The 13824-nt window shown below is 64.3% G+C and carries 16 protein-coding genes and 1 tRNA gene; 11 read left to right on the top strand and 6 right to left on the bottom strand.

Annotated elements, in window-relative coordinates:
• Positions 1-46 precede the first annotated feature (46 nt).
• Positions 47-412: a hypothetical protein gene (locus tag E8M84_RS06845; RefSeq protein WP_137110394.1), complete on the bottom strand. Its 366-nt coding sequence runs from the start codon at positions 410-412 to the stop codon at positions 47-49.
• 138 nt (positions 413-550) lie between these two features.
• On the opposite strand from E8M84_RS06845, the gene E8M84_RS06840 reads away from it, so the two are divergent.
• A complete protein-coding gene (locus E8M84_RS06840; protein WP_137110393.1) occupies positions 551-1618 on the top strand; it encodes a dipeptidase in 1068 nt (355 codons plus the stop codon).
• A gap of 72 nt (positions 1619-1690) precedes the next feature.
• On the opposite strand, the gene E8M84_RS06835 is transcribed toward E8M84_RS06840, so the two are convergent.
• Positions 1691-2581, bottom strand: a complete 891-nt coding sequence (locus E8M84_RS06835) for a LysR substrate-binding domain-containing protein (protein ID WP_137110392.1) — start codon at positions 2579-2581, stop codon at positions 1691-1693.
• A 163-nt stretch (positions 2582-2744) separates the two neighbouring features.
• On the opposite strand from E8M84_RS06835, the gene katG reads away from it, so the two are divergent.
• On the top strand, positions 2745-4913 hold the full coding sequence (gene katG, locus E8M84_RS06830; RefSeq protein ID WP_137110391.1) for a catalase/peroxidase HPI: 2169 nt from the start codon (positions 2745-2747) through the stop codon (positions 4911-4913).
• 133 nt (positions 4914-5046) lie between these two features.
• A complete protein-coding gene (locus E8M84_RS06825) occupies positions 5047-5637 on the top strand; it encodes a DUF1349 domain-containing protein (protein WP_137110390.1) in 591 nt (196 codons plus the stop codon).
• Between the two features lie 19 nt (positions 5638-5656).
• Here the strand turns inward: E8M84_RS06825 and E8M84_RS06820 are convergent.
• Both E8M84_RS06820 and E8M84_RS06815 read right to left on the bottom strand, forming a co-directional pair.
• Positions 5657-5742, bottom strand: a tRNA-Leu gene (locus E8M84_RS06820).
• A gap of 59 nt (positions 5743-5801) precedes the next feature.
• Positions 5802-6362 (bottom strand): LuxR C-terminal-related transcriptional regulator, encoded by a 561-nt coding sequence (locus E8M84_RS06815; RefSeq protein ID WP_137110389.1) that lies wholly within the window; start codon positions 6360-6362, stop codon positions 5802-5804.
• Positions 6363-6495: 133 nt separating this feature from the next.
• Here E8M84_RS06815 and E8M84_RS06810 point away from each other — a divergent pair, with 133 nt between their 5' ends.
• From E8M84_RS06810 to E8M84_RS06800, 3 genes are read left to right on the top strand one after another with little or no spacing between them, the layout of a single operon-like run.
• Positions 6496-7200: a CoA transferase subunit A gene (locus E8M84_RS06810; RefSeq protein WP_137110388.1), complete on the top strand. Its 705-nt coding sequence runs from the start codon at positions 6496-6498 to the stop codon at positions 7198-7200.
• Positions 7200-7844, top strand: coding sequence for a 3-oxoacid CoA-transferase subunit B (locus tag E8M84_RS06805; RefSeq protein ID WP_137110387.1), 645 nt, complete (start codon positions 7200-7202; stop codon positions 7842-7844). The genes E8M84_RS06810 and E8M84_RS06805 overlap by 1 nt, the downstream gene beginning before the upstream one ends.
• Positions 7837-8124, top strand: a complete 288-nt coding sequence (locus E8M84_RS06800; protein WP_137110386.1) for a GNAT family N-acetyltransferase — start codon at positions 7837-7839, stop codon at positions 8122-8124. Before E8M84_RS06805 ends, E8M84_RS06800 begins: the two co-directional genes overlap by 8 nt.
• Positions 8125-8128: 4 nt before the next feature.
• On the opposite strand, the gene E8M84_RS06795 is transcribed toward E8M84_RS06800, so the two are convergent.
• Entirely contained in the window at positions 8129-8992 is an 864-nt protein-coding gene (locus tag E8M84_RS06795) for a lytic transglycosylase domain-containing protein (RefSeq protein ID WP_137110385.1), read from the bottom strand.
• Positions 8993-9338: 346 nt separating this feature from the next.
• Here E8M84_RS06795 and E8M84_RS06790 point away from each other — a divergent pair, with 346 nt between their 5' ends.
• Both E8M84_RS06790 and E8M84_RS06785 read left to right on the top strand, forming a co-directional pair.
• Positions 9339-9539, top strand: coding sequence for a hypothetical protein (locus E8M84_RS06790; RefSeq protein WP_137110384.1), 201 nt, complete (start codon positions 9339-9341; stop codon positions 9537-9539).
• A gap of 437 nt (positions 9540-9976) precedes the next feature.
• Positions 9977-10180 carry a hypothetical protein gene (locus tag E8M84_RS06785; protein ID WP_137110383.1) on the top strand — a complete coding sequence of 68 codons (204 nt, stop codon included), beginning with the start codon at positions 9977-9979 and terminating at the stop codon, positions 10178-10180.
• Here the strand turns inward: E8M84_RS06785 and E8M84_RS21405 are convergent.
• The gene (locus E8M84_RS21405; protein WP_170971863.1) at positions 10141-10536 is read right to left on the bottom strand and encodes a hypothetical protein; all 396 of its coding nucleotides are present in this window, start codon (positions 10534-10536) and stop codon (positions 10141-10143) included. The two genes, E8M84_RS06785 and E8M84_RS21405, sit on opposite strands and share 40 nt — an antisense overlap.
• An 88-nt stretch (positions 10537-10624) precedes the next feature.
• Between E8M84_RS21405 and cpaB the strand changes: the two genes are divergently transcribed.
• From cpaB to E8M84_RS06770, 3 genes are all read left to right on the top strand, one after another.
• Entirely contained in the window at positions 10625-11485 is an 861-nt protein-coding gene (gene cpaB, locus E8M84_RS06780; RefSeq protein WP_137110382.1) for a Flp pilus assembly protein CpaB, read from the top strand.
• A gap of 210 nt (positions 11486-11695) precedes the next feature.
• Positions 11696-13099, top strand: coding sequence for a type II and III secretion system protein family protein (locus E8M84_RS06775; protein WP_137110381.1), 1404 nt, complete (start codon positions 11696-11698; stop codon positions 13097-13099).
• A gap of 4 nt (positions 13100-13103) precedes the next feature.
• Complete coding sequence (locus E8M84_RS06770) at positions 13104-13760, top strand: OmpA family protein (protein WP_137110380.1); 657 nt, start codon at positions 13104-13106, stop codon at positions 13758-13760.
• Positions 13761-13824 lie beyond the last annotated feature (64 nt).

The raw sequence follows: 13824 nt of genomic DNA, 5'->3' as shown, positions 1-13824 counted from the left end.
CGCGGGCGGCACGGAAAGGCGGCGTCGAATGGAAAAGACGCCGCCGTCAGGCGACGGGCGGGCCCTGCGGCCGGTGCGCAGGTCCCTGCGCGCGGGCCAGCGCAACCGCTTCGCGCGGGGCAATCACGGCGGCGTGGAAGGCAAGGTCCAGGTCGATCAGCGACAGGGCGGCGGAAGGCAGGTCGGCCGCGCCGGTGATCTGGCAGGCGAGGCAATCCGCACTGGCATTGCCGTTGCCCCCCAGATCATCGCCGCAGATATCGGCGAGACTGGCACCCGTGGCCAGCACGAAGGCCAGCGCCTCGTCCTGCTGGCTGGGCATCCGATGCGCAAATCCCGTCGCGACCAGCGCAAGCGTGACCAGCGCAAACAGCGCGGCCCGGTGCAGTCGAAGGATCGCCGTGATCGTCATGCCCTCTCGCATGGCGCAACTTCCACGTCTCGTCAACGTCTTGTCGGTGCCGACACCTGCGGCCAATCGGCCCGGCTTGCGCCCCGCGTCCAGACGCGAAAGACTGCGGCACCTTCATCCCTTGCCCCTGGATTCCCCATGCCCGCCCCAATTCCTGTCTTTGACGGCCACAACGACATCGTCCTGAAGATCGCCGCCGCAGGCGCCGCGCGCGACCGGCTGTGGCTGCAGGGCGAAGCGGCCGGTCACCTCGACCTGCCGCGCATGCAGTCCGCGGGCTTTGCCGGCGGCTTTTTCGCGGTCTACATCCCCTCGCCAGAAACCGGCGATGTCGCCGCCTATCATACCCTGATGGACAACCCGCCCTACGACGTGCCGCTGCCCGCGCTGATCGACCACACCTCCGCCCAGCCCGTCGCGGTCCAGATGCTGGGCCATCTCTTGTGGATGGAGCGCGTGTCGGAAGGCCGGTTCCGCTGGTGCCGCTCTGCCGCCGACATCCGCGCGGCGATGGCCGCCGGTGCGGTTGCCGGGGTGATCCATTTCGAAGGCGCCGAACCCATCGGCCCCGATCTCGACGCGCTGCACCTCTTTCACGCGATGGGCCTGCGGTCCGTCGGCCCGGTCTGGAGCCGCCCGACAATCTTCGGCCACGGTGTCCCCTTTCGGTTTCCATCCACCGGCGACACCGGGCCGGGTCTGACGGACCTGGGCCGCGCCCTCGTCCGCGAATGCAATGCGCTGAAGATCATGCTGGACCTCAGCCACCTGAACGAGGCCGGGTTCTGGGACGTGGCGAAACTCTCCGACGCCCCGCTTGTCGCCACCCATTCGAACGCCCATGCCATCACCCCCTCCAGCCGCAACCTCAGTGACCGCCAGCTGCAGGCCATCGGCGAGAGCGGCGGCATGGTCGGTCTGAACTTCGCCACCTGCTTCCTGCGCCCCGATGGGAAGGAAAGCGCGGACATGACGCTTGATCCGGTCAAGCGGCATATCGAGCACATGCTGAAGCTGGCGGGTGAGGACTGTGTCGGGATCGGCTCGGACTACGACGGTGCGACGACGCCCAAGGACATCGGCGGGGTCGAGGGATTGCCGGTGCTGATCCAGGCGATGCACGAGATGGGCCTGGGCGAGGCGCTGATCCTGAAGATCGCCCACGGCAACTGGCTGCGGCTCTTGGAACGCACCTGGGGCGGGTGATCGCTCCTCGATGACTCCGTCTCCTCGTCGCAAGGCGTCCTTCCGACGAGAAGACGAAGTCGAACGAGGAGGCTACCCCGCCAGCGCGGCGCGCAACCCTTCGGCAAGTTCGCCGTAGCGGTCGGCCAGCGGGTTCGACCGCCGCCAGACAAGGCCGATCGTGCGTTTCGGGCGCGGCTCGGGCAGGCGGTGCAGCACCACCGGGGCCGAGCGCAGCTCGACCTCCGCCGCCATCTCAGGGATCAGCGTGACCCCGATCCCGGCCCCCACCATCTGCACCAGCGTCGTCAGGGACGAGCCTTCCATGATCTCGCCTGCCGGGCTGGGCGGCAGCTTGCAGAAGGCAATCGCCTGATCGCGAAAGCAATGGCCTTCCTCCAAGAGCAGCAGCGGCATTTCGGGCAGATCGACCAGCGCGGGCAGCGGGTGATCGGCCGCATCCTCGTGGCGCACCAGCAGGAATTCCTCGTCGAACAGGGCAACCTCGGTAAACGACGGCTCGGACACCGGCAGCGCCACCAGCGCCAGATCCAGCCGCCCCTCGCCCAGATCGCGGAGCAGTTTCGGCGTCACCGCCTCGCGCGGGCGCAGGTCAAGGTCCGGATGGTTCCGCGCCAGATGCCGCATCACCTGCGGCAACAGATAGGGTGCGACCGTCGGGATGACACCAAGTCGCAAACGCCCCGACAAGGGTCCGCCCGAGGCCCGCGCCAGCGCGCCAAGTTCATCCACCGCGCGCAACACCTCACGCGAACGCAGAGCGAAGTCCTCGCCCAGCGCGGTCAGCCGGATCTGCCGAGCCCCCCGCTCGACCAGCGCCGCGCCAAGGATATCTTCCAGTTCCTTCACCTGCAGCGACAGGGCGGGCTGCGAGATCGACGAGGCTTCGGCCGCCCGGCCAAAGTGGCGGTGCCGCGCCAGCGCGTCGAAATAGCGCAGGTGTTTCATCGTGATCTGTGTCATATGTTTTTCATATCGCGGTGATTGGAAAATGAAAATTCCCTTTATCGCTACTGGGTGCTAGCGATGGTCCCACGACGAAAGGCAGCGACTCGCCTGCCGACCCTTCCGGGTCGGCGCGATTGGTGTTTTTCATCCCCGAATTCAGCCAGACGAGGAGAGCAAGATGGACGGCAATGACACTGGACGCAGCGGCAAATGCCCGATCATGCACGGCGCGATCACCGAGACGGGGTCGTCGGTCATGGATTGGTGGCCAAAGTCGCTGAACCTCGACATCCTGCACCAGCATGACACCAAGGTGAACCCGCTGACCGGGTTCAACTATCGCGAAGAGGTCAAGAAGCTGGACTTCGACGCGGTGAAGCGTGACCTGATCGCCCTGATGACCGACAGTCAGGACTGGTGGCCAGCCGACTGGGGCCATTACGGCGGCCTTTTCATCCGCATGTCATGGCACGCTGCCGGGACCTACCGCATGGCCGATGGCCGGGGCGGCGCCGGCACCGGCAACCACCGCTTTGCGCCCCTGAACTCCTGGCCCGACAACGCCAACCTCGACAAGGCGCGGCGCCTTCTGTGGCCGATCAAGAAGAAATACGGCAACCGCCTGTCCTGGGCTGACCTCATGGTCCTGGCCGGGACAGTGGCCTACGAATCGATGGGTCTCAAGACCTTCGGCTTCGGCTTCGGGCGCGAGGACATCTGGGCACCGGAGAAGGACGTCTACTGGGGGTCGGAAAAGGAATGGCTGACCGACCAGCGCTATCCGACCAAGGAAGACCGCAGCAGCCTTGAAAACCCGCTGGCCGCCGTGGTCATGGGCCTGATCTACGTGAACCCGCAGGGCGTCGACGGCCAGCCCGACCCGGCCCGCACAGCGATGGACGTGCGCGAAACCTTCGCGCGGATGGCAATGGATGACGAGGAAACCGTGGCCCTGACCGCAGGCGGCCACACGGTCGGCAAGGCGCATGGCAACAACAACGCCGCCCTGATCGGGGCCGAGCCGGAAGGTGCCGCGATCGAGGAAGGCGGCCTCGGCTGGATGGTCAACTCCACCCGCTCCATCGGCCGCGACACCATCACCTCGGGGCTTGAAGGCGCCTGGACCACCCACCCGACCAAGTGGGACGGCGGTTATTTCCACCTGCTCCTGAACTACGACTGGGAACTGGTGAAATCCCCCGCCGGGGCCTGGCAGTGGCAGCCCATCGGCATCAAGGAAGAGGACATGCCGGTCGACGTCGAGGACCCGACGATCCGCCGCATGCCGATGATGACCGACGCCGACATGGCGATGAAGGTCGACCCGAAGTACCGCGCCATCTCGGAGCGTTTCGCCAAGGATCAGGCGGCGTTCAGCGATGCCTTCGCCCGCGCCTGGTTCAAGCTGACCCACCGCGACATGGGGCCGAAGGTCCGCTACCTGGGGCCCTGGGTCCCGGCGGAAGAACTGATCTGGCAGGACCCGGTTCCGGCTGGCTCGACTGCGTGGAACGTCGACGCGGTCAAGGCGAAGATCGCCGCCTCGGGCCTCTCCGTCAGCGACATGGTCACCACCGCCTGGGACTCCGCCCGCACCTTCCGCGGCTCGGACAACCGGGGCGGCGCCAACGGCGCCCGCATCCGTCTGGCCCCGCAGAAGGACTGGGAGGGCAATGAACCCTCCCGTCTGGCGCGCGTGCTGTCGGTGCTGGAGCCCATCGCCAAGGAAGCCGGGGCGTCCCTCGCCGATGTCATCGTCCTTGCGGGCAACGTGGGCGTCGAACACGCCGCGAAAGCCGCTGGCGTTGACGTCAAGGTCCCGTTCCATGCAGGCCGGGGCGACGCCACCGACGTGGACACCGATGCCGACAGCTTCTCGGTCCTCGAACCGCTGGCGGACGGCTTCCGCAACTGGATGAAGAAGGACTACGCGGTGTCGGCCGAGGAACTTCTCCTCGACCGCGCGCAACTCATGGGCCTGACCGCGCATGAGATGACCTGCCTGATCGGCGGGATGCGGGTGATCGGCACCAACCACGGCGGGACCAGGCACGGGGTCTTCACCGACCGCGTCGGCGCACTGACCACCGACTTCTTCACCGGCCTCACCGACATGGCCTACAAGTGGGTGCCGAAGGGCAACAACCTGTATGAACTCACCGACCGCAAGACGGGCGCGATGAAGTGGACGGCAACGCGGGCGGACCTGGTGTTCGGCTCGAACTCCATCCTGCGGGCCTATGCCGAGGTCTACGCCCAGGACGACAACCGCGAAAAGTTCGTCTGCGACTTCGTCTCGGCCTGGGTCAAGGTGATGGAAGCCGACCGCTTCGACCTGCGCGCCTGACCGTCGTCATCAGCACGACTGACCGCGGCCCGGAGGCATCCTCCGGGCCGCAGCCATCCCGGCCTATCCCTTTGACGCGAACGGCCGCCGCGCCCTAGTTTCTTTTCCCCATTCCGCAGATCAAGGGTATCCCATGCGTCGCATCGACCTTTCCTCGCTCCCGCAGGTTGGCGAAGACTTCGGCCAGTTCGAGGCCCGGCCCGACGCCCTTGTGATCCATGCCGGCCCCGGCACGGATGCCTTCGTCCCTCCGGACGGCAGCCCCGGCACCGACCGGCTTCCGGGCGTGCGGCTGCCGGTTTCCGCCAGCCCATGGGCCGTCAGCACCTACGTCGAGCCGACTTTCCGCGCGGCCTTCGATGCGGGCGCCCTTGTCCTGCGCACCAAGGGCGCGGCCTGGGCGAAGCTTGCCTTCGAACGCGCACCGGACGGGCGGGTGATGGCGGTCAGCGTGGTGACCCGCGACCGGTCCGACGATGCGAACGGCCCGCTGGTCGAGGGGCGCGGCCTTTGGCTAAGGGCGGCATGGACCGGTCAGGCCCATGCCTTCCACATCTCGACGGACGGCAATCGCTGGGACTTCGTGCGCTTCTTCTCGTTGCCCGATCCGGTCGTGGCCATCGACTTCATCGCCCAGTCACCGACCGGCACGGGATGCAGCGTGATCTTCACCAAGGCACGGATCGCGGACACCGCCCCGCAGGACCTGCGCGACGGCAGCTGAGCATCAGTTCAGCCAGAGATGGTGCCCGCGGCCGGGCTCGAACCGGCACGGCCTTGCGGCCAAGGGATTTTAAGTCCCCAGTGTCTACCATTTCACCACGCGGGCGGCGGGGCTGACCCTAACGCCATCGCGGCGAAAGGGAAATCCGGTTCTGCAGCCCGGCCCTAAACCCCATCCGATGCGGCGGCGGACAACAGCCAGCTGACCAGTTCGAAACTGTTCCTGACCCCGGTCTTGCGGATCATGTTCGCGCGGTGCACCTCGACGGTCCGGGGGGATGACCCCAGGGCCAGCGCGATTTCCTTCGAGGTGAAGCCGTTCACCAGATAGCGCGCGATCCGCTTTTCGGTGGGCGTCAGCTGGCCCGCAACCCCGCCCTCGGTTTCCAGCGGCCGATAGGTCCAGACCGCCAGCCGCAACGGGTTTTCCGCATCCAGCGCCGCGCCCTTGCCCTCGGTCCAGATCACCTGCCCGTCCTTGCGGCGCATGAAGCGTTCGTCGCGGTAGACATCGCTTGCAAGCATCGCCTTCCGCGCCCGTTCGCCGATCAGTTCATAATCCGTCTCGGTCGGATAGAGGAGCCGGATCGACTGCCCCTCCAGCTCGCGCGGGGTCCAGCCGAACACCGCCTCGACGCGCAAGCTTGCGCGCAGGATCACCCGGTCGGCCAGGATCAGCGTGGCATCCGGACCATGCTGGAAGGCCAGCCGTTCATAGTCGCGCATTTCCGCCCTCTACGTAGTCATCTACGTATTCTTACGGATGGCAGCGCGCGGGGCAATCTTTCAGGATCGACGGGTCCGATGTTCCCCGGGCGCGACGTCTCGCGCGGGCGAAGGGAACCGGGAGGAGAACAGGATGAACAAGGTCTATCCAAGCGCCGCCGCGGCTCTTGAGGGGCTGTTGCACGACGGCATGCTGATCGCATCCGGCGGCTTCGGCCTGTGCGGCATCCCCGAACTCTTGATCGCCGCGATCCGCGACGCGGGCACCAAGGGGCTCACTGTCGCCTCGAACAACGCCGGCGTTGACGGTTTCGGGCTGGGGGTCCTTCTGGAGACCCGGCAGGTCAAGAAGATGATCTCGTCCTATGTGGGCGAGAACGCCGAATTCATGCGCCAGTATCTGAGCGGAGAGCTGGAGCTGGAGTTCAACCCGCAAGGCACGCTGGCCGAACGGATGCGGGCGGGTGGCGCGGGCATCCCCGGCTTCTACACCGCTACCGGCGTCGGCACGGTGATCGCCGAGGGCAAGGAACACCACGATTTCGACGGCAAGACCTACATCCTGGAACGCGGGATCGTGGCGGACCTGTCGATCGTGAAGGCCTGGAAGGCGGACCCGTCGGGCAACCTCGTCTTCCGCAAGACCGCGCGGAACTTCAACGTCCCCGCCGCAACCTGCGGCAAAACCTGCGTCGTCGAGGTCGAGGAAATCGTGCCGCTCGGGTCGCTGGACCCCGACGCCATCCACCTGCCGGGGATCTACGTCCACCGCATCATCACCGGCAAACACGAAAAGCGCATCGAACAGCGCACCGTTCGCAAGCGGGAGAACGCATGATGGCCGAGGAAGTCAAAGGCTGGGACCGCCACGGCATGGCCGCCCGCGCGGCGCAGGAACTGCGCGACGGCACATATGTGAACCTTGGCATCGGTATCCCGACGCTGGTGTCGAACTACATCCCCAAAGGGATCAGCGTGACGCTGCAGTCCGAAAACGGAATGCTGGGGATGGGGCCGTTTCCTTACGAGGGCGAGGAAGACCCCGACCTGATCAACGCAGGGAAACAGACGATCACCGAACTGCCGCAGACCGCCTATTTCGACTCGGCACAGTCTTTCGCCATGATCCGCGGCGGCAAGATCGCAATGGCGATCCTGGGCGCGATGGAAGTGGCGGAAAACGGCGACCTTGCGAACTGGATGATCCCGGGCAAGCTGGTCAAGGGCATGGGCGGGGCGATGGACCTGGTGGCGGGCGTTGGCCGGGTGGTCGTCGTGATGGACCACACGTCGAAGCATGGAGAGTCCAAGGTGCTGAAGGCTTGCACCCTGCCCCTGACCGGCAAGGGCGTGGTCGACCGGATCATCACCAACCTCGGCGTGCTCGACGTGGGTCACAAGGGGCTGCACATCGTCGAACTCGCCCCCGGCGTCACGGAAGAAGAACTTCGCGCGGCCACCGAGGCGACGATCGTTGGCTGACCACGTCGTCACCCGCGAACACGGGGCGACCAAGGGTCGCTTCGTGATCCGTCGCGACGGGCAAGAGGCGGAGCTGACCTATTCGGTGACGACGCCCACCCTCATCATCGCCGACCACACTGGCGTCCCGGACAGCTTCCGGGGCACTGGAGCGGGCCTTGCGCTGGTCGAGGCGCTGGTGGCGGCGGCCAGGGCGGACGGCTTCAAGGTCGTCCCGCTGTGCCCCTTCGTGAACGCGACACGGAAGAAGCATCCCGAATGGGCAGACGTCTTCGTCTGACGGCTCAACCGCCCGCCATGGTGGACCGGAACACGCAAGGATCCGTCACCAGAAGTGGCGGGCTGACGCACAGCCCCTGCGCCACCTGCCAGGCCGCCAGCACCTTCGGCACATAGTCCCGCGTCTCGGCATAGGGCGGCACGCCCTGGTTCGCCTCGACTGCACCCTCGCCCGCGTTGTAGGCGGCCAGGACCAGCACCGGGTCGTTGTCGAACCGGTCCATCAGCCAGTCGAGATAGGCCACCCCGCCCTGGATGTTCTGCACCGGATCGGTCGAATCCTTCACGCCAAAGCGTTCCGCCGTGGCCGGGATCAGCTGCATCAGCCCGACGGCGCCTGCATGGCTGACCGCGTCGGATTTCCCTGCACTTTCAATGCCGATCACTGCCAGCACCAGCGCGGGCGAGACATTGGTGTCCAGCGTCGCGCGCAGGATGTCCTTGCCGTATTGCTCGGACACTTCCTGCATGTGCTGCATCCGAGGGGCGCGGACGACAGAGCCCCCCGGCCCCTGCGACAGCGTCGCCAGCGCCAGATCAAAACGGTCGGCCTTGGCATCGATGCTGGCCGGAACCGTGTCCCAGTACCAGTCATACGAAGACGCCGGCGCGGGGCCCGGCTCACCCGAGGCATCGGGCGAGTTCGCGGCCAGCTTCGGCTCTTCCTCCCGCGGTTTCGGATTGGGGTCGATCTTCGGCAGAGCGGCCAGATAGCGCGCCTGCTCCTCGGGGTCGATCTGCACGGTGATCCGCTTGCCGGGCTTGGAATCGCCCACCTTCACCCGCTTGAACGAGGTTTCCTCGGCGTGACCCGAGAACGGCATGACAGCGCAGAGAATCGCTGCGATCCAGGGACTTGTCTTCAGCATTTTCGGGGCCTGCTCGCCTCGTTGTTTTGCCGGGAGAATCGCAGCTTCGAGCGCGGCCCGCCAGAACTTTTCGGGTCCAATAATGGCAATTCTGCCAGAATTGACCGGAAAAGCACGGGTTACCATGAAGGGGTGAAGGGATCCCTATGTTTTTTTCGTTTTTACTTCAGCAGCTTAACCCGTCATCTGCGGATTTTCTCGATATGCCCAGATTCTTCCGCTCTCGTCCAAACTGCTGCCACGTTTGGGGGGCTATATGTGTCCATACCGAACGACGAAGGCAGACGACGAAGCCAGATCGAAGCGGTTGACTGATAAGTTAGCACCTTAGCAAAGGACAAACCAAATGACCAAGTTCTCCGCTTTCCTGAAAGACGAAGCCGGCGCAGTGACCGTTGACTGGGTGGTTCTGACCGCCGCCGTCGTCGGCCTCGGCCTCCTGATCTTCTCGTGGGTCCGCCCGGCCGTTTCGAACCTGGCTGAAGCGATCAACCTCGAACTCGGCGCTGCTCAGACCTGCATGACCTCGAACGGCAGCAACTGCTGATAAGCTCCTACACCGGAGTTTTGGATGGCCGTGCTTCGCAAGAAGCGCGGCCTTTTTCATTTCGCGCGCGGGGACGGCACCGCCCCTTGATAGACCAAAGCGATGCGCTGGTCCGGCCGGAAACCGGGCTTGCGGCCAGCCTGGATGCCAGCTGCGCGGGGCCCGCGTCACAAACTCTGCACCTGAATCACCGTTTCGCCGCAGAGTTGTATTCCAAACCTCTCAATCGACAGGGTTCTTCATTTTCTTTCATTGTATTTCAAATGGTTAGATAACATTCACAGCCTTTCTTGTGTGGACCCAGAAATAGCCAAAGCACTCCAAACTCCTGCCATGATTGACCGTCTATATGGTTGCATACCGATCGGCGGCGGCACCGGAAAAGGCCACTCTCGTAACGGTTGAGCAAACGTGAACACCTTAGAAGGGACAAGACCATGACCAAGTTTTCCGCTTTCCTGAAAGACGAAGCTGGCGCAGTGACCGTTGACTGGGTGGTTCTGACCGCCGCCGTCGTTGGCCTCGGCCTCCTGATCTTCTCGTGGGTTCGCCCGGCCGTTTCGAACCTGGCCGAAGCGATCAACCTCGAACTCGGCGCCGCTCAGGCCTGCATGCAGTCGAACAACGCCGCGACCTGCTGAACCTGACGGATCTTCCGATCCATGGGCCGCGCCTCGATGAGGCGCGGCCTTTCCTTTGCCACCACCGTCAGCTTTGGCCAGGCGGAAACAGTATCGCCCACGACGAAGTATTGGTGCCCGACCTCTGCTAAATTTTCGCCGCATTCGGAAGCCATGGTGCGCGGTAGTACCCCTGGCCAAAAAACGGAATCAGGCAGATGCAAGCCGACCTGCGGGACAAGGCGCACCAGACAGGTGTCATCGACCGGCTTCGTGCCGCTCAGAGCCTTTGCGCCCGGATCGGCACACCGGACTGGCACATGCGGCGGTCCCGCATGACAGGTCCACACACCGATCCATCCGGGATGCCCGCCCATTGTCTTGCCGGGCTTTCCGCACCGCAGTAACAGAACCGCGGGACGCCAAAGCAGTGAATTGGCAGGTCCCTGAAAATAGAGGGTTGAAATGAGAGCAGTATTTGCGTTGGTCCTTATCGTCGGCATGGGCCTTGCCGGCGTCGCAGTCTACATGATCCAGGGTTACATGGCCGACCTCGAAGGTGCCCTGCAGAACGAGCGGGCCTTCAATGCCAAGGCCGGCAAGCTGGTCGAGGTCTTCGTCTTCGCCAAGCCGAAGAAATACGGTGACCCGCTGGCCGAGGACGACGTCGTCGCCATCTACTGGCCAGAGAAGAACCTGCCCGAGACGATCTTCCGCGACAAGGCCGCCCTCTTCCCCGAAAATGCCCCCGGCCCGCGCTATATCATGCGCACGACCGAAGCCTACGAGCCGGTGCTGGCCAGCCGCGTGACCGAACCGGGCGAGCTGTCGAACCTCACGTCGAAGCTGGAAAAGGGCAAGCGCGCCTTCGCGATCAAGGTCGGTACCAACTCGGGCATCTCGAACTTCGTCAAGCCGGATGACTACATCGACATTCTGTGGACCGGCAACGTCTCTGGCATTGAAGGCGGGATCACCCGCCAGATCGAAAGCGCCGTCCTGGTCATCGCGGTCGACAATGCGCTGAACGAGGGACAGGTTGCTTCGGACACTGTTGCGCAGACGGTAACTGTGGCCGCGACGCCGGAACAGGTGGCCCGCCTTGCCCAGGCCCAGGCCACCGGACGACTGACGCTGTCGCTGGCCGCCGACGCCTCGGATATCGTTGAAGGAACTGTGGAAACCGACACCAACGCCATGCTTGGCATCGTCCCGGAGGAAGTGGCTCCCGAGGTCGTCATCGTGGAAAAGAAGAAGTGCTACGCCAAGCAGCGCAGCGGCGGACAGGTGGTTGAAACCGACGTCGAGATCCCCTGCCAGGAATAAACTCCAGGGCTCTAAAAACCGAAGGCGCGGCCACATAATATGGGGTCGCGCCTTATCATTTTTCCAACCCATTGCGACCTGTTGCAGTTTATCCACATCAAGGTCGACGCCCAAATCATTGATTCTTGCAAATAAAGCCGGTCTGGGTCATTGTGCCTTCACAAGGGCGTTCAAGACCCAAACGAGGCGTGGTCGAAAGGGCAGATCACAATGAACATGAAACGACTCCTGGTAGCAGGTTATCTCGGTGCGTGTCTCGCATCGACGGCGATGACCCCGGTCACCGCCGAGGTTCTGCGCGTCATGCAGGGCCAGGCATCCGAAGCACTCAACGTTCCGATGAACCGGGCCGTTGTCGTCGAAAGCGACACTCCCTTCGCGGAGCTGTCGATCGCAAACCCAGGCATCGCCGACATTTCGACGCTGTCTGACCGTTCGATCTACGTCCTTGGCAAGGCACCCGGGCGCACGACGCTCACGCTTTTGTCGCCGGACGGGCAACTGATTTCCAACGTCGACGTGCACGTCACGCCCGACATCGCCGAATTCAAGGAGCGTCTGCAGCAGATCCTTCCGGGCGAACACATCGAAGTTCGCACCGCAAATGATGGGATCGTGCTCTCCGGCCAGGTCTCCTCGACGGCGAAACTCGACAAGGCGCTTGATCTTGCCTTCCGCTACGCCCCCGACCGCGTTTCGAACCTGATGGTTGTGGGTGGCACTCAGCAGGTGATGCTGAAGGTCCGCTTCGCCGAAGTGAACCGGACGATCTCCAAGAGCCTGAATTCCTCGGTGGCCCTTGGCAACAGCGACTTCCTCGCCGGCACTGGCGTTCTCGCCGACGGAGCTGCCGCATCCACGTTCCTTGGCGGCGGCACCGTAGCCACGGGTAACCTCGCAAACGGTCGCCTGGGGATCGGCGGCAGCATCGGCGGCCTTGAATTCGGGGTTCTGCTTGAGGCCCTGGAAGCCAAGGGCATGGTCAGGACGCTGGCGGAACCGAACCTGACTGCGCTTTCCGGCCAAGACGCCAAGTTTCTTGCTGGTGGCGAATATCCCGTCCCGGTCGCGCAAGACGACAGTACGATCTCGGTCGAATGGAAACCCTTCGGTGTGGAGTTGAACTTCACCCCGGTGGTCGTCGACCAGGACATCATCAACCTGACCATCGACGCGGCGGTGTCCTCGCTTGACCCGGCGAACGGCATATCAATTGAGAGAGGCTTCAATATCTCGGCGTTCAAACGTCGCGAAACCTCGACTACCGTCGAAATGCGTGATGGCGACAGCTTTGCCATCGCGGGGCTTCTTCAGGACGACTTCCGGGATCTGAACAACCAAGTTCCGTGGCTTGGCGATCTTCCGATCCTTGGCGCACTGTTCCGGTCCGCGGAATACCAGCGGGCGCAGACCGAACTGGTCATCATCGTCACGCCGCATCTTGTCACCCCGGTGGCGGGCGAAGCGCTGGCCCTGCCGACCGACCGGGTCCGCATCCCGACCGAACGCGAGCTGTTCCTGTTCGGCGACGTGGCAACCAGCCCGAAGAAGGGCGCAGCGGCAGAAGTGGCCCGGCAGGACTTCAGCTCCTCCTACGGCTATGTGATGGAGTAAGGAGATGACCAAGATGCTTCCCAAACTCCTTGCTGCCACCGCCCTTCTGGCACTGACCGCCTGCGGCGAGTCCTCGGTCTCCTGGGACCGGGAACTCGGCTCCGAAGTGGACAAGGGCCAGTTCGGCAACGCCACGATGAACAACACGCTGATCCAGACCGGCGAGTTGTCCTACACCGTGGCCCTGGCAGAACGTTTCGCGGCCGAAGTGCCCGACACGATCAACTTCGCCTTCAACAGCGCCGAACTGTCGGAAGAAGCCCGCTCGATCCTTCAGCAGCAGGCGAACTTCATCAAGCAGTTCCCCGAGGTCCGCTTCCGGGTCTTCGGCCATGCCGACAAGGTTGGCTCGAACGCCTATAACCAGCGCCTCGGCCTGCGCCGGGCCCAGGCAGCGGTGGCTTACCTCACCTCGCTTGGCATCAGCCGCTCGCGGCTTGAGGCGGTCGTCTCCTACGGCGAGACGCGGCCTCTGATCGCCACGAACGAGGCAGAAGTGCGCAACCGCAGGACGGTGACCGAAGTGTCTGGCTTCGTCGGCAACCACCCGCTGGTGCTGAACGGCAAGTACGCCGCGATCATCTGGCGCGACTATGTCCAGAGCGCCGTGCGGCCGCACCAGGGCGAACGCGCCGAAGGTGAAGGCCAAGGCGGCGGCTGATCCCTGCCCCAGACCTGCAAAAGTGGAGGCCGGGCCTTGTGCCCGGCCTCTTCGTTTCCAGAAT

This window comes from Rhodobacter sp. SY28-1, from assembly GCF_005222785.1.
Taxonomy (GTDB): domain Bacteria; phylum Pseudomonadota; class Alphaproteobacteria; order Rhodobacterales; family Rhodobacteraceae; genus Tabrizicola.
Note: the sequence above shows the minus strand (reverse complement) of the source record. Positions and strands in the feature narration are given on the sequence as shown.

Coding starts and splice junctions, on each gene's coding strand:
- E8M84_RS06845 (WP_137110394.1), bottom strand. CDS start 412: ATGACGATCACGGCGATCCTTCGACTGCACCGGGCCGCGCTGTTTGCG.
- E8M84_RS06840 (WP_137110393.1), top strand. CDS start 551: ATGCCCGCCCCAATTCCTGTCTTTGACGGCCACAACGACATCGTCCTG.
- E8M84_RS06835 (WP_137110392.1), bottom strand. CDS start 2,581: ATGACACAGATCACGATGAAACACCTGCGCTATTTCGACGCGCTGGCG.
- katG (WP_137110391.1), top strand. CDS start 2,745: ATGGACGGCAATGACACTGGACGCAGCGGCAAATGCCCGATCATGCAC.
- E8M84_RS06825 (WP_137110390.1), top strand. CDS start 5,047: ATGCGTCGCATCGACCTTTCCTCGCTCCCGCAGGTTGGCGAAGACTTC.
- E8M84_RS06815 (WP_137110389.1), bottom strand. CDS start 6,362: ATGCGCGACTATGAACGGCTGGCCTTCCAGCATGGTCCGGATGCCACG.
- E8M84_RS06810 (WP_137110388.1), top strand. CDS start 6,496: ATGAACAAGGTCTATCCAAGCGCCGCCGCGGCTCTTGAGGGGCTGTTG.
- E8M84_RS06805 (WP_137110387.1), top strand. CDS start 7,200: ATGGCCGAGGAAGTCAAAGGCTGGGACCGCCACGGCATGGCCGCCCGC.
- E8M84_RS06795 (WP_137110385.1), bottom strand. CDS start 8,992: ATGCTGAAGACAAGTCCCTGGATCGCAGCGATTCTCTGCGCTGTCATG.
- E8M84_RS06790 (WP_137110384.1), top strand. CDS start 9,339: ATGACCAAGTTCTCCGCTTTCCTGAAAGACGAAGCCGGCGCAGTGACC.
- E8M84_RS06785 (WP_137110383.1), top strand. CDS start 9,977: ATGACCAAGTTTTCCGCTTTCCTGAAAGACGAAGCTGGCGCAGTGACC.
- E8M84_RS21405 (WP_170971863.1), bottom strand. CDS start 10,536: ATGGGCGGGCATCCCGGATGGATCGGTGTGTGGACCTGTCATGCGGGA.
- cpaB (WP_137110382.1), top strand. CDS start 10,625: ATGAGAGCAGTATTTGCGTTGGTCCTTATCGTCGGCATGGGCCTTGCC.
- E8M84_RS06775 (WP_137110381.1), top strand. CDS start 11,696: ATGAACATGAAACGACTCCTGGTAGCAGGTTATCTCGGTGCGTGTCTC.
- E8M84_RS06770 (WP_137110380.1), top strand. CDS start 13,104: ATGACCAAGATGCTTCCCAAACTCCTTGCTGCCACCGCCCTTCTGGCA.